The organism is Streptomyces sp. Xyl84 (genome assembly GCF_059731885.1).
The window spans coordinates 1003755-1027020 of sequence record NZ_AP029183.1 but is presented as its reverse complement, the minus strand read 5'-3'; the positions used below and the strand labels follow the sequence as shown (position 1 = coordinate 1027020).

General features: G+C 72.7%; 15 protein-coding genes and 1 pseudogene. 9 read left to right on the top strand and 7 right to left on the bottom strand.

Annotated features, from left to right (window positions below; translation table 11 throughout):
• The first annotated feature begins 3 nt into the window (after positions 1-3).
• Both AC6I72_RS36100 and AC6I72_RS36095 read left to right on the top strand, forming a co-directional pair.
• On the top strand, positions 4-948 hold the full coding sequence (locus AC6I72_RS36100) for a hypothetical protein (RefSeq protein ID WP_498005843.1): 945 nt from the start codon (positions 4-6) through the stop codon (positions 946-948).
• On the top strand, positions 945-1790 hold the full coding sequence (locus AC6I72_RS36095; RefSeq protein ID WP_498005841.1) for a prephenate dehydratase: 846 nt from the start codon (positions 945-947) through the stop codon (positions 1788-1790). Before AC6I72_RS36100 ends, AC6I72_RS36095 begins: the two co-directional genes overlap by 4 nt.
• A gap of 13 nt (positions 1791-1803) precedes the next feature.
• On the opposite strand, the gene AC6I72_RS36090 is transcribed toward AC6I72_RS36095, so the two are convergent.
• From AC6I72_RS36090 to AC6I72_RS36080, 3 genes are all read right to left on the bottom strand, one after another.
• Positions 1804-2892 carry a glycerophosphodiester phosphodiesterase family protein gene (locus tag AC6I72_RS36090; RefSeq protein WP_498005840.1) on the bottom strand — a complete coding sequence of 363 codons (1089 nt, stop codon included), beginning with the start codon at positions 2890-2892 and terminating at the stop codon, positions 1804-1806.
• Positions 2893-3424: 532 nt separating this feature from the next.
• Positions 3425-3688: a hypothetical protein gene (locus AC6I72_RS36085; RefSeq protein WP_498005838.1), complete on the bottom strand. Its 264-nt coding sequence runs from the start codon at positions 3686-3688 to the stop codon at positions 3425-3427.
• 87 nt (positions 3689-3775) lie between these two features.
• Complete coding sequence (locus AC6I72_RS36080) at positions 3776-4204, bottom strand: organic hydroperoxide resistance protein (protein WP_498005836.1); 429 nt, start codon at positions 4202-4204, stop codon at positions 3776-3778.
• A 219-nt stretch (positions 4205-4423) separates the two neighbouring features.
• On the opposite strand from AC6I72_RS36080, the gene AC6I72_RS36075 reads away from it, so the two are divergent.
• The 3 genes from AC6I72_RS36075 (at position 4424) to AC6I72_RS36065 (ending at position 7299) form a co-directional block, all read left to right on the top strand.
• Complete coding sequence (locus tag AC6I72_RS36075; RefSeq protein ID WP_498005834.1) at positions 4424-5053, top strand: HAD-IA family hydrolase; 630 nt, start codon at positions 4424-4426, stop codon at positions 5051-5053.
• Positions 5054-5238: 185 nt separating this feature from the next.
• On the top strand, positions 5239-6171 hold the full coding sequence (locus AC6I72_RS36070; RefSeq protein WP_498005832.1) for a pyridoxamine 5'-phosphate oxidase family protein: 933 nt from the start codon (positions 5239-5241) through the stop codon (positions 6169-6171).
• A 210-nt stretch (positions 6172-6381) separates the two neighbouring features.
• Positions 6382-7299, top strand: a complete 918-nt coding sequence (locus AC6I72_RS36065; protein WP_498005830.1) for a TIGR03619 family F420-dependent LLM class oxidoreductase — start codon at positions 6382-6384, stop codon at positions 7297-7299.
• 298 nt (positions 7300-7597) lie between these two features.
• Here the strand turns inward: AC6I72_RS36065 and AC6I72_RS36060 are convergent, their stop codons facing one another.
• Entirely contained in the window at positions 7598-15064 is a 7467-nt protein-coding gene (locus tag AC6I72_RS36060) for a hypothetical protein (RefSeq protein WP_498005829.1), read from the bottom strand.
• A 517-nt stretch (positions 15065-15581) separates the two neighbouring features.
• Between AC6I72_RS36060 and AC6I72_RS36055 the strand changes: the two genes are divergently transcribed.
• Positions 15582-16655 (top strand): terpene synthase family protein, encoded by a 1074-nt coding sequence (locus AC6I72_RS36055; RefSeq protein WP_498005827.1) that lies wholly within the window; start codon positions 15582-15584, stop codon positions 16653-16655.
• Positions 16656-16882: 227 nt separating this feature from the next.
• Positions 16883-17536 (top strand): peptide deformylase, encoded by a 654-nt coding sequence (gene def, locus AC6I72_RS36050; RefSeq protein ID WP_498005825.1) that lies wholly within the window; start codon positions 16883-16885, stop codon positions 17534-17536.
• A gap of 228 nt (positions 17537-17764) precedes the next feature.
• Here def and AC6I72_RS36045 read toward each other — a convergent pair whose 3' ends face one another.
• Complete coding sequence (locus AC6I72_RS36045) at positions 17765-18274, bottom strand: TetR/AcrR family transcriptional regulator (RefSeq protein ID WP_498006455.1); 510 nt, start codon at positions 18272-18274, stop codon at positions 17765-17767.
• A 256-nt stretch (positions 18275-18530) separates the two neighbouring features.
• Positions 18531-19028, bottom strand: a complete 498-nt coding sequence (locus AC6I72_RS36040) for a MarR family winged helix-turn-helix transcriptional regulator (protein WP_498005823.1) — start codon at positions 19026-19028, stop codon at positions 18531-18533.
• A gap of 142 nt (positions 19029-19170) precedes the next feature.
• On the opposite strand from AC6I72_RS36040, the gene AC6I72_RS36035 reads away from it, so the two are divergent.
• The gene (locus AC6I72_RS36035; RefSeq protein ID WP_498005821.1) at positions 19171-20424 is read left to right on the top strand and encodes an amidohydrolase family protein; all 1254 of its coding nucleotides are present in this window, start codon (positions 19171-19173) and stop codon (positions 20422-20424) included.
• A gap of 120 nt (positions 20425-20544) precedes the next feature.
• Here the strand turns inward: AC6I72_RS36035 and AC6I72_RS36030 are convergent.
• Positions 20545-22133 (bottom strand): annotated as a pseudogene (locus AC6I72_RS36030) (ISAzo13 family transposase).
• 206 nt (positions 22134-22339) lie between these two features.
• Here AC6I72_RS36030 and AC6I72_RS36025 point away from each other — a divergent pair.
• Entirely contained in the window at positions 22340-23065 is a 726-nt protein-coding gene (locus AC6I72_RS36025; protein WP_498005820.1) for a transposase family protein, read from the top strand.
• Positions 23066-23266 lie beyond the last annotated feature (201 nt).

Here is a 23266-nt window from a genome sequence, read left to right as displayed (position 1 = left end):
GGCGTGCGCGGCCGATACCTGCGGATCGTCGGGCCGTACGCCGATCCGGTGCGGGTGCTCGGCTTCTACGAGCGGGACGGGCACTCCGACGCGTCGGCGGCGTGGGAGTCGTTCACCTCCGTGTGGAACTGGGCCGCACCGCTCGCCGCTGCCGTCCCCTGGGATCCGTCCGGCGCCGGTCCGCTCGTGCGGGGCGTCGCGGGCGGGTTCTCGGTGTCGGGGCAGTGGCGGCTGCCACCGGCGGGGGCGGGACAGGCGGCCGGCGGCCGGTGGCTGGCGCTGCGGCTGACCGGGCACCCGCGCCGGGCCGGTGACGCCGGGGAGGTCTTCGGGGTGGCCGACCCGGACGTGGTCGTGGTGTCGTCCAAGGTGCTGCCCCGGCCGACGGGTGAGGCCCGCGCCGCAGGGGATGTGCGGGGGCCGGGCTCCGGCACGGTGGTCCGGCTGGCGGACGTGTACGTGCCGGGCGGGTTCGCCACCAGCTCGGCGGGTACGCCGCTGGGGGCCGGGGACGCGGTGTTCGTGTGGGCGGCGGCCGCGGGCATGGCGTTCGGCGCCGCGCGGCGGCTGACCGACGCCCTGGCCGGGCTCGACGCTCCGGGGGCGACGGTGTCGCCGTCCGCCGCGGCGGCCGAGCTGGCCGCCGCCCTGCACGACGAGCGGCTGAGCCTGGCGGCGCGGCTGCACGGTGTCGCCCGGGCGGCCGCGGGGGACCGGCCGGCCGCCGAGGCGGTACTGGCCGAGCAGGTCCGGCGGGCGGCCCGGCTGGTGCACCAGGTGGTCTCGGCGGCGTACGAGTACGGTCTCGCCTTCCGTGGGAGCACGGCGGAGGACCCCCTGATTTCCCTGGTGGACGACAGCACCCCGATACTGCAGTACATGCGGTACGCGGTGGACCTGCTGCCGCCCGACGAGAGGACCCCCACGGTGGAAGGCGATACACGGTGACGACCGTCGCATATCAGGGTGAGCGCGGCTCCAACTCGGCGACCGTCGCCCGCGCGCTGTTCCCGGACGGCACCGAGCTGCCCTGCACGGGTTTCGAGCAGGCGCTGGACGCGGTGACGCTGGGCACGGCCGATGTGGCGGCGATCCCCGTCGACAACTCCGCGGCGGGCCGGGTGGCGGACGTGCACCACCTGCTTCCGGAGTCGGGTCTGTTCATCGTCGGCGAGTACTTCCTCGCCATCCGGTTCGACCTGATGGGCGTCCCGGGCGCCTCCCTCGATCAGGTGGAGTGCGTCCGCAGTCACGTGCACGCCCTCGGCCAGTGCCGCAAGCTGCTGCGCGAGGGCGGCTGGCGCACGCTGGTCAGCGACGACACGGCGGGCTCGGCGCGCGAGGTGGCCGAACTGGGCGACCCGCGGCACGCGGCGCTCGCCCCGCCCGCCGCCGCCGCCCTGTACGGCCTCGACGTGCTGCGCGCGGGGGTGGAGGACGACCCGGACAACACCACGCGGTTCGTGGTGCTCTCCCGGGAACAGGGGTCCTGGCCGGGCACGGACGAGCCCACGGTGACCAGCCTGTTCTTCTGTGTGCGCAACATCCCGAGCGCCCTCTACAAGGCGCTCGGCGGGTTCGCCAGCAGCGGGGTCAACCTCACCAAGATCGAGAGCTACCAGATGGGCGCCGGGCTCAACCCGAGCCGCTTCTACGTGGAGATCGAGGGCCACCCCGACCAGCCCAACGTCGCGCTCGCCCTCCAGGAGCTGCGCTTCTTCTCCTCCGAGGTGCGCATCCTCGGCGTCTACCCCTCCCACCCGCACCGGCGCGGGGAACGCCCCGCCTGAGCCGGGACCGCCGTCAGTGCCGGGGGGCCGGGTAGGCCCTCGGCAGCCGCATGCCGCGCTCGGCCATCAGGGCGCGGACGCGGTTCGGGTAGTCGGTGATGACCCCGTCCACGCCCAGGTCCATCAGCGCCGCCAGCGTCGCGGGGTCGTCGCAGGTCCACGGGACGACCTTCAGCCCGCGCCGGTGGGCCTCGTGGACCATCCCCGCGTCGGGGTAGAAGCGGAAGCCCGGGTCGGCGACCGTGCCGTTCTGCGGGAAGCCGTAGTTGGGGGAGAGCGTGGTCAGGCCCGGGACGGCAGCGGCGGCGGCCCGCACGAAGTCGCCGTCGTAGTCGTCGGCGTCGATGCCGCCGAGCCACGGTGACGCGCCAGGCCTGCCCACCTGGAGGAAGTCGTAGTTGGTCAGGGCCACCAGCGGGTACGACGGCGCGAGCCGGTGCATCGCCTTCAGCGCGCCCCAGTCGAAGGACTGGACGGTGACCTGCCGTTCGATGCCCGAGCGGTGGATCTCCTCGTACACCCGGCGTACGAACAGGGCGCGCGGCGCCGTCTGTTCGGGGGCGCCCGCCTCCACCTTGGTCTCGATGTTCAGTTTGACCTGCCGGGCCCGGTAGCGCTTCACCAGGTCCAGGACGTCCTTCAGTTCCACCATCCGCGCGCCCTTGACCTGCTCCTGCTCGGGGAAGCCGGGCAACTGCCGGTAGCCGCAGTCCAGCGTCCTGATCCGGGCGAGCGTCAGGTCCTTGATGTACTTGCCGACGTACGGGTACATCGGGTCGCCCGGCGTCACCGGCGCGGTGTCCGCGCACTTCTGGGCGCTGATCTGCCGGTCGTGGTTGACGACGACCTTGCGGTCCTTGGTGATCTGCGTGTCCAGTTCCAGGGTGCTCACGCCGAGGCGCAGCGCCTTGCCGAACCCTTCCAGGGACTCCTCCGTGGTCAGGCCGAGACCGCCGCGGTGGGCCTGGAGGTCGAAGGGGGCCCGTTGGTGGGGCGGGGCGGGGTGCCGGGGAGCGGCGGGGGACGCCTGCGCGCTCGCCGGGAGGGCGAGGGCGAGCGCGGGCAGGGCGGTGAGGAGGGCCAGGGCGCGCCGGAGGGTCATGGGGACCTCGTTCGGGTCGGAGCCGGGCGGGGCGGGAACGGGGAGCGGACCCGGTGAGGTTAGGCCGTGGTTCCGGACGGCACGAGACCCGTTCGTGAGGGTGGGGTGAACGGGTGCGGAACGGGGTCACCGTCCGGTGGCGCCCCGTCCGGCGGGACGTGTGCCGCACGTGCCTGCCCGCCAGCGCCGTGGCCCCTGGTCCGGTGCCCTCCGGTCCCCTGGTCCCGCCCGCCTGTGGACGGGGCGGGCGGGACCGTCCGGTTCCGGCTGCCCGGGGAACGGCGCCGGAACGGGAAGGCGGCCCCCTGAGCGGGACCTGCGGGGGCCGCCTGGCTTGTTCGGCAGTGCTGACCGGCGGGTGCCGGGCGGGGCTCTGACTGCCGGGTGCGGCAGGGCCCTGATGCCGTCGCCGGGGCATCAGGGCCTCACACCGGGACAACGGAGCGGGGAGGGTGTGAGGTTCACGAGGCCCGGGGGAGGAGGGCGGGCGGGCGCCCGGGACGCCCTCGGCGTGCCCGGTCCGCCGGGGGAGTCACAGGAACTGGGCCGCTCCGGGGCCGTACCCGGCCGTCGCCGCCGTCTCCGCCCAGGACCACACGAGGACGGGGTCCGGACCGGGCCGCCCGCCGGGGACGGCCGCGGCGGGGGCGGGGACTGTGCCGGCCGTACCCGGTGTCGTGGCCGCCCCTGGTGTCCGCGTTGTCCCGGCCGTACCCGCCGGGGCCGGGGTGCGGGTGGTGCGGCCGGTCCTGTGGCGCGCTCCCCTTCGCTCCTGGGTGATCACTGCGGAGGACATGGCGACTCCCGTTTTCGAGCGGTGCGGCGGATGGGTGCGGTGAGGTGTGGGTGTGTGGGTGGTGTTGTGGGGGGTGCGGGCGGTGGGTCAGGCGGCGGCGGTGGCGGTGATGGTGACGGGGATGTTGCCGCGGGTGGCCTTGGAGTAGGGGCAGATCTGGTGGGCGGCGTCGGCGAGTTCCTGTGCGGTGTGCTGGTCGACGCCGCCGAGGACGGGGCTGAGGACGGCGGAGAGGGTGAACTCGCCGTCGTCGCCGTGGGTGAGGGTGACTTCGGCGGTGATGGCGGTGCTGGTGAGCTTGACGTGGCGCATGGCGGCGGCGCGGCGCAGGGCGCCGAGGAAGCAGGCGGCCCAGCCGGCGGCGAAGAGCTGCTCGGGGTTGGTGGCGTCCCCGGCGCCGCCGAGTTCCTTCGGGATGGCCAGCGTGTGCTCCAGCAGGCCGTCGGCGGAGCGGGCGGTGCCGCCGTTGCGGCCTTCGCCGGTGACGTCGACGCGGGCGGTGTAGGTGACGGCCATGACGGTTCTCCCTGTACGTGGTTCGCGAGTGGTGCGCGGGGTGTACGTGTGTGTCTCGGTTCCCCCTGCCGGGGTGACACTCGATCCGTTTGTGTCACCCGTTCAGGCGGTGACTGTCATCATGGCAGGCGGATGTGTCACCCGTCAAGCAGGTGACGTGACTGTGTATGTGTGCCGGTCCGGGAAACCTTCCGTCCCGTCACCTCGTAGAGTTCCGGCATGACTCATCGCAAGGGCCTCGTCCTCGACTTCGGCGGCGTGCTGACCACGCCGCTCCTGCCCGCAGTCCTCGCCTTCGAGGAACGGGAGGGCCTGTCCCGGGGGGCTTTGATCAACGCGCTGTACCTGGACCCCGGGGCGGTGCGGCGCACACAGGAACTGGAGCGCGGCTTGCTCACCCAGGACGAGTGGAACGCCGCGGCCGGCCGGGCGCTCGGCATCCCGGGGGACAACCTGATGGGCCGGGTCTTCGCCGACCTGCGCCCCGAGACCTCGGTGATCGCCGCGGCGGCGGCCGCGCGCCGGGCGGGCGTGAAGGCCGGGATCCTCTCCAACTCGGTCGGCCTGAGCCCCTGGAACCTCTACGAGGGCTACGACCTGGACCGGAACTACGACGCCGTGGTGATCTCCGAGCAGCACGGCCTGCGCAAGCCGGAACCGGAGATCTTCGCCCTGGTCCTCAAGATGCTGGAACTGCCCGCCGAGGAGTGTGTGTTCGTCGACGACACCGAGGAGCACCTCGCACCCGCCGCGGAGCTGGGCTTCGCGACCGTCCACGCGCGCGAGCCAGGCCGGACGGTGGCCCGGCTGGAGGAACTGCTGGGCGTTCCGCTGGGCGGGACGGTCTGACGTCGCGCGCAGAGGAGAGAGACTTCGGGAAACGGGGTGCCACGGTCGGTCGGGGGTGCTTCGTGAGGTGTTCGGCGCGCATGACCGTGCGGGCGTCTGCGGCGGATCTCGCCGTCACATGCTTACATGTGTGACCGACGCCGTCGCTCCGCCGCCCAGGCGTGTCCCTGCCAGGAATGAGAGCCGTGACCATCCTCGACCAAGCCCCCCTTGACGTTCTGGACGCCTACCGCACCTGCGAGTTCGCCACGCTCGGCCGGGACGGCACCCCTGCCGCCTGGCCCACCGCGGTCCGGCGGAAGAAGGACGGGACGCTTCTGCTGACCACATCCCTGGCCTTCGCGCAGAAGGCGTTGAACATACGCCGGGACGGACGGGTGGCCCTGCTCTTCTCCGACCCCACCGGCACCGGGCTCACCGAGCCGCCGCAGATTTTCGTCGGCGGTCGCGCGGAGTGCCCCGAGGAGATCAGGACCGGGCCCGAAGGAGCCGAGGACTACTGGCGCATGCTGTTCGAACGGCAGCCGCACAGCAGGTCCTACGTCTCCGCTCCCGCGCGGTGGACGATGGACTGGTACTACCTGCGGCTGCTGATCACCGTGACACCCGAGCAGGTCATCGTCAGGCCCCCGCTCGGCGCGCCGTCGCACGACACACGCGCGCACGACGGCTCGAGCCGGCTGACGGGCGCAGCACAGCTCGCCGCGTACGCCAGCGCGGTCCTGGCCGCCCGCGACGACAGCGGCGCGCCCGTGCTGGCCCGTGTCCGGCCCAGGGCGACGGACACGGGCTACGCCCTGCGTGTTCCCGCTGACTGCGCCGCGGTCCCCGGTCCCGCTTCGCTCCTCGTGCACCGGCACGACCACCTGATGAACCACATGCACAACGCGCTGGTCCGCGGGCAGCTGAAGGAGTCGGACGACGGACTGCTGCTGGTTCCCGACAAGGTCGTGGAGCCGATGGGGTCCGGCCGGGCGAGCGACGCGCTGGGCCTGCTGCGCCGCACCAAGCGCGCCACCGACCGCTACCTGGAACGCCGTGGGCTGTCCCGGCCGAAGGTGCGCTGGGACGAGTTCAGGAGACTGGCCGACACCGCCCGCCGGCCGGACGGCCGCTGATCCGGACACCGGCTGCTGCGTCTTCCAGTCGTCCTGTCTCACCCGCCGGTGTCCGGGCCGGCCGGTGAGGCTGGGCCGAACGGCCGGGGCGTCCCGCACCTATGGGAGAAACGTATAGTCGAGGTGTCGGGGCGGCCCGTCACCGGGCCGTGCCGTCCGCACGGCACACATGTCGCGGCGTACACACCCTGTTCCGGAGGAAACGCACACATGCGCCTAGGTCTCGCTCTCCCCACCTTCGGTCCGGACGCCCACGGGGAGGCCATCGTCCAGGTCAGCCGTACCGCCGAGGAGATGGGGTACGACTCCCTGTGGACCGGCGACCGGGTGCTCGCCCCCCGCTCGCCCGGGGCGCCGTACCCGAGCAAGGACGGGGTGATGCCCCGTGTCTACGAGAACCACCTCGACCCGCTGGTCAGCCTGACGCTCGCCGCCGCTCACACCAGCCGGGTCCGGCTCGGCACCAGCACGCTGAACGGCCTGTGGCTGCCGCCGCTGCTGCTGGCCAGGTCGCTGACGACCCTCGACGTCGTCAGCGGCGGCCGGCTGGACGTCGGCCTCGGCCTCGGCTGGATGCCGGACGAGTACACCGGCGTCGGCGTCCCCTGGGAAGGCAGGGGCGCGCGGCTGGACGAAACGCTCGACGTGCTGCACGGGTACTGGACCAGTGACGAATTCTCGCACCGGGGGCCGCTGTTCACGATCCCCGACACCGTGGTCGGGCTCAAGCCGCACCAGCGTCCCGGGCCGCCCGTCCTGCTCGCCGCGTTCACTCCGGCGGGACTGCGCCGGATCGGCCGGCGGCTGGACGGCTGGCTGCCGGTGGCACTGCCGCTGCCGCACATCACGGGCATGTGGGCCACCGTCCTGAAGGAGGCCGAGAACGCGGACCGCGACCCCGCGGCGCTCCGTATGGCCCTGCGCGTCAATCCCACCCTGACCGAGACCACGACCGACGCGGAGCAGATGCCGGGCGCGGGCACCCTCGGCCAGTACGTCGACTACGCGCGCGCGGCCGCGGAGGCGGGTGTGCACGAACTCTTCGTCGACTTCGGGCAGTCACCCGCGACGATCGACGAGCGCGTCGATCTGGCCGGGCGCTTCATCGAAGGCGTGCGCGCGGGCTGAACCGGCCGCGTAAGGGGGGTGCGCGCGGGCTGAACCGGCCGCGTAAGGGGGGTGCGCGCGGGCTGAACCGGCCGCGTAAGGGGGGTGCGCGCGGGCTGAACGGTCGCAGAACGGGGCCGCGGGGTGACCGGCCGCGGAAAGGGGCGCGCGGGCTCGCCGGACGCCTCCGCCGAGGGGCCCGGCGACTGAGGACGGCGGGCATGGCTCACGACGGCGCGTAGTTCCGGACGGCGTGGTCCGCGACGGCGTGCGCGTGGTCCGGGACGGCGTGCGCGTGGTCCGGGACGGCGTGCGTGGCTCAGGACAGCAGGCCGTCCGGGTCGCGCAGCCGTTTGCGGTTGGCCGGATCGCGGAGCATCTCCCGGGCCACGGGCGCCGGTATCCGCAGGACGACCGGGACGGGCAGGGTGAAATCCCGTACCGCGACCGGCCCGTGACCCGGACGGACGCCGCCGTTCACCCGGGCCACCACACGCACGTCCAGCGTGAACTGCACCAGCGCGGACTCCGCCTTGGGCTTGTGCAACGGCATCGAGCCGGAGCCGCCGGCCGCGGCGTCGGCCCCGCCGCCGGAGTGCCCGGCGCCGGCCAGCAGGCGGTTCAGCCGGAAGTCGGTGGCGTTCAGCAAGCCGGCACCGCCCGCCGCACGCGCCGTCCTCGTGTGCTCCGCACCGTGCTGGCCGTCCGTCCCGGTGGGGCGCGGGGCGTCGAGCGTGCTCTGCGCGACCGTCTCGAAGGTCATCTTCTCCCCGGTGCCCAGCACCCGGCCGTCCCGCAGCCGGGCGTGCAGCGAGGTGTGCAGATCGTGTCCGCGCGCGTCGAAGGCGGGGGCGACCGGGAGGTCCGCGCCGGCCGTGGTGAGCAGCGGGAGGACGGAGGTGAGCCATTCCGTCGACACCGCCTCGTGCTGCGCGTACGCGGCGGCCTCGCCCGTCCGTGCGAAGTGCTCGCCGCCGTGGGCGGCGCGCGCGGTGTCCGCGATCACCTGGCGTATCTCCGGCGCGCCGCGGAAACCGTTGACCTGGGCCTCCATCGGCAGGGTCACGCCCCGGCGGTGCCAGGCCTGAAGGGCGGCCGGGTCGGCGTCCTGCGGCCGCAGGAAAGTCTGCCCGGTCTCCTCCGGGGCGACCGCCCGCAGCCGGGCCAGGGCCTGGAGGTCCTTCGCCGGGATCCGGTGCACCAGGGACTGCGGGCCGAGGGTGACGGAGCCGACCGGCCCGTCGGGTCCGCGCACCTCCAGGGTCGCCTCGACGGGCACCCGCATCCTGACCGAACGGCCCGACGCCTCGGCCACCGTCTTCACGCCGAGCTGTCCCCGGGTGACGGTCGCGGACCGTACCGTGTCCGCCGATCCGACGCCGAAGCCCGCCGCCGCGGCGGTGCTGCGCATCGGTTCCGCGCCGTCCGGCTTGCCCGCCCCCGCGAGCACCGCCTCGATGGTGGTGGCGTCGACCGTGTCGCGGGTGTCCGTCCGCTGCGCGGTGGCCGAGGTGATGTACTCCATGTCGCGTCCGTCGGCCGCGTCCGCCTCGTAGACGCCCGGCCCGGTCCGCCGGACCCGGAACACCGCCCAGTACGGGGTGCCCCGGCCCCGGAACAGTTCGACGGCCGTCCCCCCGTCCATCGCGGAGGAGAGCAGCCCCGCGGCTCCGTCCCGGTCCAGGACGCGCAGCAGCCGCTGGACGTTGTCGTGCGGGTCCGCCAACTGCCGCCGGGGCAGCAGGGTGTCGGCCAGGTCCTGGTCCCGGCGTCCGAGGTCCGCGCGCAGCCGGTCGAGCAGGGGCACGAAGTCGGGCAGGTCCTCGACCATCCCGAAGCCGAGCGGCAGACCGGTCGCCAGCTCGGGGACGGGAGCGTGCGCCGGGGGCGCCTCGCCTGCCGTGCCGGCCCGCGGGGCGGAGGGGTCCGGTGCCGGGTCCGTCCCGCGCGGGGTGGACGGTCCGGCGGCGAGGGGGCCGGGGGACTCGGGCCGCGTCCCGGGCGGACGCAGGCCCGCCGCGCTCAGTTGCTCGGCGGTCAGCCACACGGCGGCGGCGCTGGGCAGGGTGCGTTCTCCCGTGGCGACGTGCGTTCCCCCGCCGGTGGCGAAGCGCGTCCGGTCGCCCCCCGTCCGCACCTCGGCCACCATCCGGACCGTCAGGTCGCACCGGACGAGGTACAGCGGGCGGCTGCGCGGGGTGTGGGCGTTGCGTTCCACGGTGCCGCCGAGTGTGGTGGCGGTCGCGGTGCTCCGGCTGTGCCCGCGCGCCACCGACAGGCCCGTACCCAGCCGCCACCCGGCCGGGTTGTACGAGACCGACACACCGCCCTGCACGGACGTCCCCACGCCGTGCCCCTGCTGCCCGGCGGCCTGGTGGCCGCCCAGGAGCAGTGTCTCGGTCCCCGCTCCCGTGCCCTCCGCGACGACTTCCGGGTTGCCGAGGGTCATCCGTGTGCCGAGGGCGCCGCGCAGCTCCGCGAGCCGGCGCGGGTGGTGCAGATCGCGTACCACCCAGCCCGAGGAGACCGCCTGGCGCAGCCCCGCCGTGAGGGCGCGGGCGCTCAGACTCTCCTCGACCGCCAGCCGCGGCCCCAGGCCCTCGGCCTCCAGCGCACGGTCCTCACGTCCCGGCCGGTCCTCCCCGGCCGCCCGGGCCAGCAGGTCGAAGGCGAGTTCCCTGATCTGCCGTCCGTCGCCGACGGTCTCCACCAGGGTCCAGTCACGCACGGTCCGGCCGTCCCCGCCCGGTTCCGGTGCGAGGGCGGACAGGTCCCCGATGCCCCGAGCGGTGAACTCCCGCCCGCCGGTTCCCGCCTCGCCGGCGGGAGCCAGGGGCCGGGCGGCGAGTCGGTCCATCGCGGCCCGGTCCACGGTCAGCGCGCGCGGTGTCAGCAGCCGTACCCGCTGCTCGGCCAGGAACAGGTGCGGGGTGTGCGCGGAGGACGCGATGTGCTCGGCGACCGGTGTGTCCCGCCCGGGAGAGCCGAAGGTGAGGGCACGCGCGGCGGTCCGCTCCCGCGTGGTCATGGTGACCTCCACATGGAGGCGCAGCGCCCCGCCGAAGACGGCGGTCCTCTCGTCGCCGTTGGTGAGCACGTCGGACCGGGTGACGGGGCCGCCCTGGCTGCGCCGGACGCTGTGCCGGACGCGCTCGCCGCGCAGGGTCGCCGACAACGTGCCGGGCAGCGCCCGGAACTGGCCGAGCGCCAGGGCGCCGAGCGCACGCGCTCCGAAGCGCCCGCTCTGCGCCGAACCGGCGACCCCCGCGTGACTGCGCACCAGCCAGTCCTTGGTGTCGCCCAGGTATCCGGTCTCCCGGAGGGTGCCCGTCACCCGGATCTGCACGTCGTGCTTGTGCCAGCGACTCTTCTGACGCAGCCGGACGTTGATCCCCGAGGACAGCAACTGGTCCTTGTGGGACCGCAGATGGGCCGGTGAGAGCAGGGTGACCAGTTCCCGGTAGTTGCGCCGCTGAGCCTCCGCCTCCTCGGCGCTCACCGGCCTGCCCCGCGCGGCGGCCCGCGCACCGGCCGCGCCGAACTCCGGGAGCCAGCCCGCCAGTCGCGGATCGTCCGCGAACAGCCGCTCGATGCCGGACACCAGGTGCCGGGTGTCCAGCCCGCTCAGCGTCACGTTCGCACCCGTCGGTCCGAACGGCAGATGACGCCGGACGTCCTCGAGGCCGGGCGGGGTGACCACGGGGCCCGGCTCCATGCCGGCAGGCAGGTCAAGGCCGAGCGAGCGCGCCTCGTCGGCCCGCAGCCCGAGCCACAGATCCATGGTGTGCTCCGCTTCCCGGACACCCTCACGGGCCTTCGCCGCGGGAGACGGCGGGCCGGTCCCCTCGACGCGGAACCGCACCTTGGCCAGGTACAGCGCCTTGTCGCCGCGCACCTCGGCACCCGTACGGCCCGTCACCGTCCGCTCGGTCACCGTGTAGCGGGAGGTCCGCGCCCCGACGGTCGGCATCACCGTGGCCCGGACGGCCGCCGTGCCGCCGAGCACGCCGAAACCCGCCGCCGGGCCCGCCCCGAGCGTCGCCGACCAGCCCTTGCCCGCCGTCCCGGTGAGGGCGTACTGGGACTGCTGGTGCGTGCGCAGCTGGGTCTTGCCGACCGCCCAGGCGGGCGCCAGGCCGGTCACTTCGGCGCGCATCCGGTAGGTGCCCGTGACGCTCCCGTCCTTGGCGACCAGGCACTCGCCCACCACCCAGCCGTTCAGCAGCCGGGGCAGGTCCTCCAGGAGCGAGGCCGCCGACGTGGCCTCGTGCAGCCGGGCCCGTCCCGGTGCGCCGGGCGAGGTCAGGGCGGGATGGAGCACGGACCGTACGGTGTCGAACAGTTCCCGGCCGCCGGGGCGGGAGGCGGCCGGGTCGTCGAGCGCGAACGGTGCGAGGGAGTCGGCGAGCCGCAGCAGGTTCGCCGCCCGCCCGGTGAGCGGACGCAGCCGGGCCGGTGCCTCGTGGGTGACGGGTACGAGGTGCTCGGTCGGCACCCGCATCACGAGGGTGCCGTCACCGTCGAACGTCCTGACCTGCCCGTCCGGCCCGCCGTGTCCGTCCAGCCCGTCCGGGCCGGCACTCCCGTCCAGTGCGTCCGGTCCGCCGTGTCCGTTCTGCTTGTCCGGTCCGCCACGCCCGTCCGGTCCGGCCGTCCCGGGGTGGCCGTTCTTCCTGTCCGGCCCGCCGGTTTCGTTCTGCCCGCCGTCTCCGGTCAGCCCGTTCCGGCGCTCGATCCGGACGGTGTACCGCACCTGCCGGGTCACTTCGACCGAGCCCTTGTCACTGCGCAGCACGCGCGGTTCGGAGACCGTCCGCTGAGTCCGGGTGCCCGTCGTGGTCTGGAACGGCTGCACGTTCGCCGTCATGGCCGCACCGAGCCAGACGCCGGGCACCACCGGCGCCAGCCCGAACGCCGTCAGACCGGCGCCCACACCGGACGCTTCGCCCGCGCCGTGGCTCACCGCCGCGGAGGTGTTGTGCTGGACGTCGATCTTCGTGTTCGCGCCCTCGTCCCAGCGCGCCGTCCGGTCCTTCTGACGGGCGTCACCGGGCGCCGGGGCCGGGGCGCCGCCCGGCTCGTCCGGCAGCTCCCGTCCCTTTCCCTTGCCCGTCGTCGCCGCCTCCCGCCGGGCCAGGAAGGCCGCGATCTCCTGGTCCTGCCGCGCCGCCGCGGCCTGTGCCTTCGCCTCCTCCGGGGAGACGAAGGACTCGGGCAGGTCGCCGCGGCCCCGCGAGATCGACACGGTGACCTGGTACCAGCCACCGTCCTTCGACCCTTCTACGCTGAAGGAACGCCCTTCGCCGTAGAAGGTCTCCGGGCGTCCCGCCAGATCGGCGACGATCTCGGCGACCGCGCCGTCCGAGCGGCCGATCGTCTCGCTCAGGGCGGCGGCCACGAACTCGTGCCCGGTCAGACCGTACGCCGTGGAGAGTCCGGGCGCGCGCAACTCCCGCAGGTAGGGGGGCAGTCCGAGCGGGGTGTGCCGGGCACCGGCCGCCGCCGGGTGCCGCTCAGGCTGCCCGGGAAGCGGGGGCCGGAAGTGCGGCCCGGGTTCGGCGTGCTCTGCGGGGCGCGCGGGCCTGGGGGGTGTGCCGGGGGCGGTGTGCGTCTCCGGGCTCGGCCTGGAGTCCGTGTCCGTGAGCCTGAGCGTGTCCGCGGCCGTGTCCGCGGCCGTCTCCCTCGGGTTCGCGTGGGTGCTGGTGTGTGGGCCCGTGTGTGAGCCCATGGGCGGGTGCGGGTGCGGGTTCGTCAGGGTGCCCGGTTCGGCGGCGGGGGTGGGGGAATCGGTCTCGGCCGTCTCGTGGATGGTGGGCAGGCGGGGGACGGTGGTGGTCCGGGCGGTCGCTCCGGCCGGCTCCGTGCCGCGCAGGGCGGCCTCGACCTGCGCGCGCAGCCGCGTGGGGGCCTCTTCCGACGACGGCGCCCGGACGGTCGTGGTCGTGCCCGTACCTCTGCCCGTGTCCGTACCGGTGCCGCTGCCCGTGTCCGTACCGGTGCCCCTGCCCGTGAACGGAGGTGAGGAGGGCCCCGGGCGGGACGGTCCGGCCACGGACGAGGACCCGGTTCTGGCTCCGGTACCGGCTGCGGCTTCGGTTGTGGGTGTCGTGGTGGTCGCGGCTTCGGTTGCGGTACCGGTCGCGGATCCGGTTCCGGAAAGGGGTCCGGACACGGTGGGCAGCCGTCCCGGGGGCAGGCGGCCGGGCTCCGGCGTGGGCGCGGCCGGGCCGGTCCCCCCGCCACCGGCCGCCGCGGACGCGGCACCGCTCGTGGCCGGGTCCGGCCCGTTGACCTGGTCCGGTGCGAGCGGGAGCCGGGCGGGCGAGGTCAGCTTTCCCAGGGCGTGCGCCCCGCTCTTCATCCAGTGGGCGACCGGAGCGGCGACGTGGCGCCCCGCGGCGCTGACGAGGGAACCGGCCGCGCCCGCGCCGGTGGTCAGCCCGGAAGTGCTGAACGTCCCGGTCAGCCAGACGTTGAACACGCCCTCGGAGAGGTTCTGGTGCGCCGCGTTGAGCGGCGTCTCGAACAGCAGCATCAGCCCCTTCATCGCCGCACCGCCGGGCAGCGCCCGCGCCACGCCCTCCGACAGCTGCGTCCGCAGCGCGGCGAACCGTTCGGGCAGCGGACGCACCGCCTCGCCCAGCGCCGCGGCCAGGGCGGAGCGACCGCTGCGGGAGGACGACCCGGCGCGGGCGAGGAACGCGTCCGCCCAGTCACGCCCCGCGCCCCGGGCCGCCGCCGGGCCGATGTGCTCGGCGAAGGCCTTCCCGAAGAGCGTCTCCACCCGGAGCCGGAAGAGGCCGCGGGCGGTGCTGTCGACCACGCCGGACCGGAGGGAGACGGCCACCGGTGCCACCACGGCGGCCAGCTTCCCGGCGAACCAGCCGTCGAGCGGGGCGAGAGGGGGAGCGAGCACGGTGCCGGCCGCGGAGGAGCCCGGGGCCACGGGGCGCGCTCCCCGTACGGCGTTCAGCGGAGCCGCACCGGCCGCGTGTGCGGCGTCCTCGCCCGCCGTACGGACCGGGGCCGAGGACGCGGGGCGTTGCAGGCCGGCCAGCAGCGTCTTCTCCAGGTCCTTCACGAGGCCGGGGAGGGAGACCTTCGCCAGCACCTTGATCATACCCGCCGTCGCGAACGGCAGGGCGGTGCCGATCGCACCCTGGATCGCCCCGAACACCACCGACTGCCGGTGGTAGGCCGCGCCCTGCGAGGTGTGCTTGCCCTGCGCGGCGAGGATCCACCGGGCCAGCCCGTCCAGCGCGGTGGACAGACCGACGTTGACGCCCACCATGACCGCGGCCTCCAGGGCCAGCCGCCGCAGCTCCTTGAGCAGCAGCACCCGGAAGGCCGCCCGCAGGGCCGCCTGTTCCGCCACCGCCTCGACCGGGTCGAACAGCATCAGCAGCAGGGTGAACGCCCACTCCAGCAGGAAGAGGACCACCTGCCCGGCGATGGTGATGAGGGTGTAGTCCAGCTGGTAGCCGAACTCGTGCGCCGCGTCCGCGAGTTGCGCGGCGGTCTCCTTCAGGGCCCGCACGTGGTCCGCGCCGTCACCCGAGGCGAACGTCGACATCGCCCGGACGTACTCCTCGGGCAGGTCTCCGCTCGCGCCGGCGGCGGTCCCGGCCGTCACCTCGGCGACGGCCTGCTGGAGACCGTCCAGGAACCGCACCAGCTCCCGGTGCGGGAGTTCCACCTCCCGGTACATGCGCTCCGACGAACCCAGCGGCACGGACATGCCCGTCAGGGCGATCACGACCGGGTTGTACCAGGGCTCCTCAGCCACGGGGGGTCCCCGCCGCGGAGCACCGGGCCGTGCCGCCCGGGCCCGGCCTCACCGATCGTGCCACCCGCACCACACGTCCCCCGTCCCGGCAGATGCCTTCCTCTTCCGTCCCACGGGCGAGTTTGCGGGGGCCGGGTGAGCGACAGGTGACGCGGCGACACCCGGAACGAGACGATTCGAAACCCATGTGTCGAAGGACCTGCGGCGAATGTTCGCCTGGATATGTGTTTAAAGGACGCTTGATGTGGCTACTTCAGTCCGTGGCCGCGACCGGGCCCGGAAGCACCCCCGGGAGGGGGCCGGACAACGGCTTGTGGCGGTCACCGTCGGCCCTTTCACTGACGGACGGTAGAAAAGTCGGACACAGAAAGCTATGTTTCTCGCCGTCGGCTGATGAACACGTATGAGTCTGACGGCTGTTGACCGGGGTCATGCCCCATCGGCACCCCACTGTCCGGCTTCGCACCTCACCCCCCCACGCGCGACGCGTCCGACCAGTTGAGAATCCGAGGTCCCCATGACCCTGACCGCGCCCGCCGTCCGGCTGCGTCCCTTCTACTGCCCGGTCGCCCCGGCGAAGCATCCGGAGGCCGACCTGCTGAACCGCCGGACCATCCAGTGGGTCCGTGACCACGGTCTCTACGTCGACGACACCCAAAGGCGACGGCTGGAGCATGTCGAGGCGGGCCTCCTGGCCGCCTTGACGTCGCCCGACGGCATCCTGGACCGGACTCAGATCTCGGCGGACTCGCTCATGTGGCTCTTCGCCTTCGACGACGCGCACTGCGACGAGGGCTCGCTCGGGCGCGACCCGCTGGAACTGAGCCGTGTCCTCATCCGGCTGCTCCGCATCCTGGAGGCTCCCGAAGCCCCGCTGCCACCGAGCAGCCCCTATCGGAACTTCGAACTGGCGCTGCGCGACCTGCACCGGCGGCTGGCGTCATGCGCCACGCCCGTGCAGCTCGGCCGCTGGATCGACGCCATGCGCATGTACTTCCTGTGCCAGGTGCGGGAAGCGGCCGACAGGACGGAGAAGTCGGTGCCCGACCTCGCCGACTACACGCTCCTGCGTATCCACAACGGAGCGATGCGGGTGAGCGTCATGCTCCTCGACATCGCCGACGGCTACGAGCTGCCCGCGGCGGACATGGACCGTGCCGACGTACGCGCGCTCACCGAAGCCACGTGCCTGCTCGTGGGCTGGGACAACGACATCCTCTCCTTCCGTAAGGAGCACACCCGCACGGGAGACGCGGTGGGGCTCCTTGACGTGCTGGCGAACGCCCGCGGCGAGGACGTGACGGTGGTCCTCGGCGAGGCCATGCTCCTCCGTGACCAGGTCATGGTCCTCTTCGAGCGCCTCAGCCGGCAGGTGGCCGCCGATGCCTCGACCGGTCTGCGTCGCTACGTGGCTTCCCTCGGACACTGGATCCGGGCCAACCTCGAGTGGGGAATGACCTGCGAACGATACCGGGAACCGGGCGAATCGCCCTCCCTGGGACATCAGTGGACCGAGACGCCGGCTCCGCTCAGCGACGCGCCCGTCCCTGTCCCGACCATTGCCTGGTGGTGGCAGCAACTCGGGAAGTGAGATGTTTCCCGAAGACACCCGGGAAAGGCGGGGCAGGGCCCGGAGGCGTGCGGTGATTCTGCCGATGGGCCGCCAGACAGCCGCCGCGGCTTCACGCCCGCCCGATGCCGGAGAGATCCGGGCGGAGCCCCAGTCACACCGTCCATGGACCCGAGGCACATGTTTCGAGGGCAGGCTAGTGTGTGCCCAGGAATCCCCCCCATGTGTGCAGGAGGCGTAGGTCGGTCATGGCGCAGCAGGACACCGTTCGGCAGCAGGCGGGCGTGCTCCCGGTCGACGACGAGGGGTACGTCGTCGACACGGAGGACTGCGAGGCCCGGGAGGCGGCGTGGCGTGCGCGGGGTACCTCGCGGCCGATCACGGTCGTCGGCAACCCGGTGCTGCACAAGGAGTGCGAGGACGTCACCGAGTTCGGTGAGGAGCTGGAGCAGTTGGTGGCGGACATGTTCGCCAGCCAGCGCACCGCGGCGGGTGTGGGTCTGGCCGCCAACCAGATCGGCGTCGGCCTGAAGGTCTTCGTCTACGACTGCCCGGAGGCGAAGGACGGCCCCCGGCACGTGGGGGTGGTCTGCAATCCCCGGCTGGTCGAGCAGCCCGCCGCCGAACGCCGGCTGGCCGAGGGGAAGGAGGGCTGCCTTTCCGTGCCGACGGCCTTCGCGCAGCTCGCCCGCCCCGACTACGCGGAGGTCACCGGACAGGACGTGCACGGCAACCCGATCCGGGTGCGCGGCAGGGACTTCTTCGCCCGCTGCCTCCAGCACGAGACCGACCATCTCCACGGCCGTCTCTACATCGACCGGCTCTCCACGCGGGACCGCAAGGACGCGCTGCGGCAGATGGCCGAGGGCGAGCCGCGCTACCCGGTGGTCGCCCACGACTGACCGGCGGTGCCGCGGGCGGGCGCGGGAGCCGGCCAGGGTGGGTTCCCGGCCCGGCCCGGTCCGGTTTCTGGCCCACGGGTCCGGCCCCTCAAGCTCTCTGCGGCCCCGCAGCTCGCTCAGGCCCGCAAGCTCTGTCCGGCCCTGCCAGCTCGGGCCCGGCCCCCTCATGCGGTCAGGATCCGGCCCGAGCGGCCGAGATCCGTCCCGCGCGTTCCGGGGCCGGTGTGGTCACGGAGCCGTCTGCCCGGGCCGGCCGGCTCCCATCCCGTGGAGGAACGTGTCGACGACGATGTCGGCGGCCCGGGCCGCGCTGAGCTGCGGCATCTGCCGGGCCACGAGATGCATCAGCTGCGGGAGGAGGGCGCCGGCCCATCCGTCGGGCTGGTCGGGGCGGAGGAGGCCTTCGTCGGTGGCGCGGTGCAGGAAGGCGTCGACCTCCTGGACCGAGCGGTCGCGGCGTTCGCGTATGTCGTCGTCGGCGAGCATGCGGGTGAGGTCGACGGGCCAGGTGCGGTTGACGGTGATGATGTTCTCGACGTAGCGGTGCAGGGCGACGGCGACGGGGGCCTCGCGCAGCCGGGCGTCCTCGATGGCGTTCTCGATGGCTTCCAGGCGGGACAGGTGGATGGCTGCGAGGAGTTCTTCGCGTGAGGCGAAGCGCCGGTAGACGGTGCGCCGGTCGACCCCGGCCTCGGCGGCGATGCTCGCGATGCTCGCGGCGGGGTCGGCGGCGAGCATCCGCGCCCCAGTGGTCAGGACGGCTTCCAGGTTGCGTGCTGCGTCGGCTCTCACGGGCCCAGCTTATGGGCCGGCCCTTCCAGAAGATCAGCCTGCCCGCCGGCACCGGCCTGCCCGCCGGCACTGGCACCGGCACCCGCCGCGCTCCGGACGCGGTCCGCCGTCATCGCCTTGCCGCGCCTTCGCACGGCGGTCCCGCGCGACCGGCCGCCGAAGGGCTGTGCCGACGGCCCTCACCGGGCTGTGCCGACGGCCGTCACGACGTTGTGCCGGCGGTGCCCGGTGCGGGGAGCCGGGCGGTGGAGTCCGCGTACTTCAGCAGCAGGCGGGCGAATTCGAGCCGTTCGGACTCGGGCCAGTCACGGGTGATGTATTCGAAGGCCTGCCGCTGCTGGCGGCGGAAGTGGTGCAGGAGGGCGGTGCCCTCTTCGGTGAGGTGGAGCACGGTGCGGCGGCCGTCCTGCTGCGAGGCCGCGCGGACCAGGTAGCCGTGGGAGATGCAGTCGCTCACCATCCGGCTGGCCACCGACGGGTCCACCAGGAGGTGTTCGGCGATCCCGCCGACCGTCATCTCCGTGGCCGCCTCGGCCGCCTCGTCGACGATGTTGAGGACCAGGTTGCGCTTGAGGTCCTTGGGTCCCGCCGGGGGGTCGACGGGGGCCTGCATGGTGCGCCGCCTCAGCCGGGCGAAGGCCGTGCCGACGGCGTCCAGGAGGGCTTGTCCTTGCGGCATCGAGGCGTCCGTGTTGCTCACTCCCGCAGTTTATCGCATGCGTCTGCAGCTTGCAGATGTATGCAAGTGTGCATGGAGTTGTGAGTTGCATTAACGTGGTCGTCGCGGTGGGGAGAACTCGGCACCAGCGGAGCGACGCGCCTGCCCGGAGAAAGAGAGAGCCATGACCACAGCCATCATCAACGGCCGGGTGTTCGACGGTGAGCACGTGCTGGAGGACACCACCGTCGTGCTGGACGGCACGCGGATCGCCGCGGTCGGAGGTGCAGCGCCCGCCGGGGCGGACGTCGTCGACGCCAGGGGCGCAACGCTGCTGCCCGGGCTGTTCGACGCCCATGTCCATACCTCCGAAGAGGCACTCGCGCTGGCGCTGCGGTTCGGGATCACCACCGAACTGGAGATGCAGGGCATGAACACCAAGGCCGCCCGCGCGCACATCACGGAGAACGACGCCCTCGCCGACGTCCGCTCCGCGGGGTTCGGCATCACTCCTCCCGGGGGTCACCCGAGCGAACTCATGCCCAAGGGTTTCAAGCCGCAAGGGCACGACGGACCGGACGACCGGGGCGCTCGCCCCGGCCCGCGTGAGATGCCCCTGATGCCGTTCTCCACCACGCCGGAAGAAGCGGTCGCCTTCATCCCCCGGCTCGTCGCGGCCGGGTCGGACTACATCAAGTTCATGGTCGACGACGGTACGGTCGAGGGCCACCCCGGTCTGCCCATGCTCGACCAGGCGACCCTGAGCGCCGGTGTCGCCGAGGCCCACCGGCACGGGATGCTCGCCATCGCCCACACGCTGACCGTCGACGCGACGCGGATGGCGATCGAGGCCGGCATCGACGGCTTGGCCCACCTGTTCATGGACCAGCCGCACACCGACGAGATCATCGACCTGGTCGCCGCCTCCGGCGCGTTCGTCGTTCCCTGCGTCGTCCTGAACGCTTCCATGACGGGCATCACCGGCTCGTCCCTCACCGCGGACCCGCGCGTCGGCCCACGCCTGAACGAGGCGTGGACCAACACCCTGAACAGCAGTTACAACCGCTACCCGCAGGGCAAGGTGGCGGACGTCCTGGCCTCGGTCAAGGCCCTGCACGACGCCGGCGTCGACCTGATGGTGGGCACCGACTCGGCCCCGCTGCCCCTGCCGTTCCTGGGCGGTGTGGTCCACGGCGCCAGCGTCCACCAGGAACTCCAGTACCTCGTCCAGGCCGGCCTCAGCCCGGTCCAGGCCCTGCGTGCGGCGACCCTCACCCCGGCACGCCGCTTCGGTCTGGAGGACCGTGGCCGCATCGCCGAGGGACTGCGGGCCGACCTGCTGCTGGTGGACGGCGACCCCACCACCACGATCAGCGACACCCTCAACCTGCGTGACGTGTGGCGCCGGGGCACCCGCACCACCCTCTCCGCCTCGTAAGCACCCGCTCTCCGCGCACGACCGCTGCCCGCCACGTACGTCCTCCGTGGCGGGCAGTCGTCCCCACCCGGTCAGGCGCGGGTCCGTGCCGTCGGCGTGGCGCGTCGGCCACGGCCCGGTTCAGCCTGCCAGCCGCTGGCTGGGGGGAAGGCGCTCGCTCGCCTCGCTACCACCGGCAAGCTCACGCGCATCACTGGTTCCGCTGCCTGCGGAGCCGCTGGGAGATACGCGGCGACACTGGGCGAGCAGATCGAGGGTGCCGAGTTTGCGCAGGTAGAGCACGGTGGCCAAGACTCTGTCGGCGGTGGTCAGCTTGTCCTTGGCCCCAGCGCCCCGGGCACGGATGCGCTGGCCTCCTCGCTGCCGGAGACGTCCTTGCTCACATAACCCATCGAATTTCTGGGCCAGTTGGCCGATGAGTTCATCCAGCGCCGGTTCGGGCACGCCGGTCAGCTCCGGGTTGCGCAGACACCCGGTGCAGGGTTGTGGGGACGGGCCGCCGACCAGCCGTGGGGTCGTGTCTGCACTGGTGGTGTCGCGAGGGCGGGGGTGGAGGGTGTGGTTCCAGTCGCCGTGGAAACGGTGCCGGTGCATGGGCAGAGTGTCGATATCGCTGGCGGTCACCTTGATGCCGGTGTTGCAGGTGCCCGGGTCGAGTTCGGCGTGGACGGTCAGCCCGGTGCGGGTGGTGGTCGCCACGAGGCTGTTCACGATGACGTCGTGGCTGGTCAGCGGGCGGCCGCGCCAGTTCATGCAGATGTGGGAGAGTAGCCGGTGCTCGATCTTGTTCCACCTCGAGGTGCCTGCGGCATGTGGCAGACCGTGATGTCCAAACTCGTCTCGGCGGCCAGGGCGGCGAGTTCGGTCTTCCAGGCGCGGGTGCGGTAGCCGTTGGACCCACCCGCGTCCGCGGTGATCAGCAGACGGGTGGCGGTCGGGTAGTCGTGCCGGCCCTGGGCCTGCCACCAGCGGCGGATGGAGGCGACGGCGAACGCGGCGGTGTCGCGATCAGTGCCCACGGTGACCCAGCCGGTGTTCGCGGCGATGTCACAGATCCCGTAGGGGATCGCCTTGCCCGGTCCCTGCCGGCCCGGAAAGTCGTGTGCCTTGACCAGGGCCGGCACACCGGTCGGCCGCCACTGGCGGCCCGCGTTCTTGTAGTCGCCGATGAGTTCCTTCTTCCTCGTTTCCACGCAGATCACCGGCTGGCCGACGCTCATGTGTCCTCTGGCCTGCTCGTTGATGTAGCGGAACTGGGCGTCGCGGTCCGGGTGCTGCCTGCCCTTGAGGGTCTTGGCGCCGGCCTGCAGGCTGAAGCCCTCCTCACGCAGCAGGTCACCGACCGTGTCCGCGCTTACTCGGTGCCCCTGACGGATGAGCTCGGTCGCCAGGCTTTTGGTCGACTTCACCGTCCAGCGCAGCGGCGACATCGGATCACCCCGTTCGTCAGGTTCCACCAGGGCCAGCAGCGCGGGCTACAGCCCTGGATCAAGATCCGCGGACCTCTTCCGGCCACCACCGGGCCTGCGTACCCGGCCCAGGGGTTCCTTGCCGGTCTCCAGCTCGCCCACGCCCTTGCGGACCGTCGTCTCGCTGACTGGGCCGCCCGCGCGCCCGCCCGGATACCGCCGTGACCCGGGATCCGGGCTTCGGCCTCCATCAGCCCGCTACCGTTCGTCGAGGTGTGGGAACAACACCTCACACCTCACAGCAAGTTGATTGCGAACCTCGTCAGAGACGCTCGTACCACAACAACGAGCCGCATCGCGGGAAGCAACATGTTAATTCTCTGCGAGCCCTTAGAGTGAGCGCTTTCCAACCTGACGGCCCGGCTGGGCAGTTGGGCTGACAGACAGGTGAAGGCCCTGGGAGATGGGTTTTCGACCAAGAAATCCGTCTCCACCAGAGGCTTCGTGTGCTTGTCTACCCGTCCGGCGTCGACGTGTCCAGCACTGCCCTGCGCTTCCTGTCCGCCAAGCTCCGCCGACGCCGCCAGGAGCTCGGCACTCGATGGCGACGCCTGAGCTCCGGCCGACAGGCCCAGCTCACTCTCGCCCATATGCGTGACGGCCACTCCTATGCCCGGCTCGCAGCCGGGTTCGGCGCCGGAACCACAACCGCCTACCGGTACATCACCGAGGCTGTCGAGCTCCTGGCCTCCCTCGCCCCGAGCCTTGCCGATGCGGCCCGGACGGCATCGACCAAGGCGTTCGTACTGCTGGACGGGACGCTGCTACCGATCGACCGCATCGCCGCGGACCTGTCCTTCTATTCCGGAAAGCACAATAAGCATGGGATGAACGTGCAGATCCTGGCCGATCCGTCCGGCCGGCTGCGGTTTGTCTCGCCAGCTCTGCCCGGTGCCGTCCACGATGTACGGGCCGCCCGAGAACACGGCATCATCCGCACTCTCACGGACGCCGACATCAAGTGCTGGGCCGACAAGGGATACCGAGGCGCCGGGGGCACGGTCCGCATCCCGTGCTGGGGACGCTGGGAGACGTTTTCCAAAGGGCAGAAGGCCGTCAACCGGTCTCACGCGAAGATCCGAGCCTTGGTCGAGCAGGCCGTCGCCACCCTCAAGTCCTGGCGGCTCCTGCGCAGACTGCGATGCTCCACTGCCCGCATCACGAACGAGTAGGCTTCTCTGAAGCGCGGCTAACATGCCGATCAGGCCACTTGACCCCATCGGCACGGGCCAAGCGCGCTGGGATACCGGTCGGCTGGCCCCCCCCGGCATCACCTACGACTGCCGAGTCTCACCCTTTGGTCAGTGATCCGGCCACCTTCGTTGGCAGTTCATTTGACGGACCAGGTGCGTCAAGCGGTTGCTCGCGTGCGA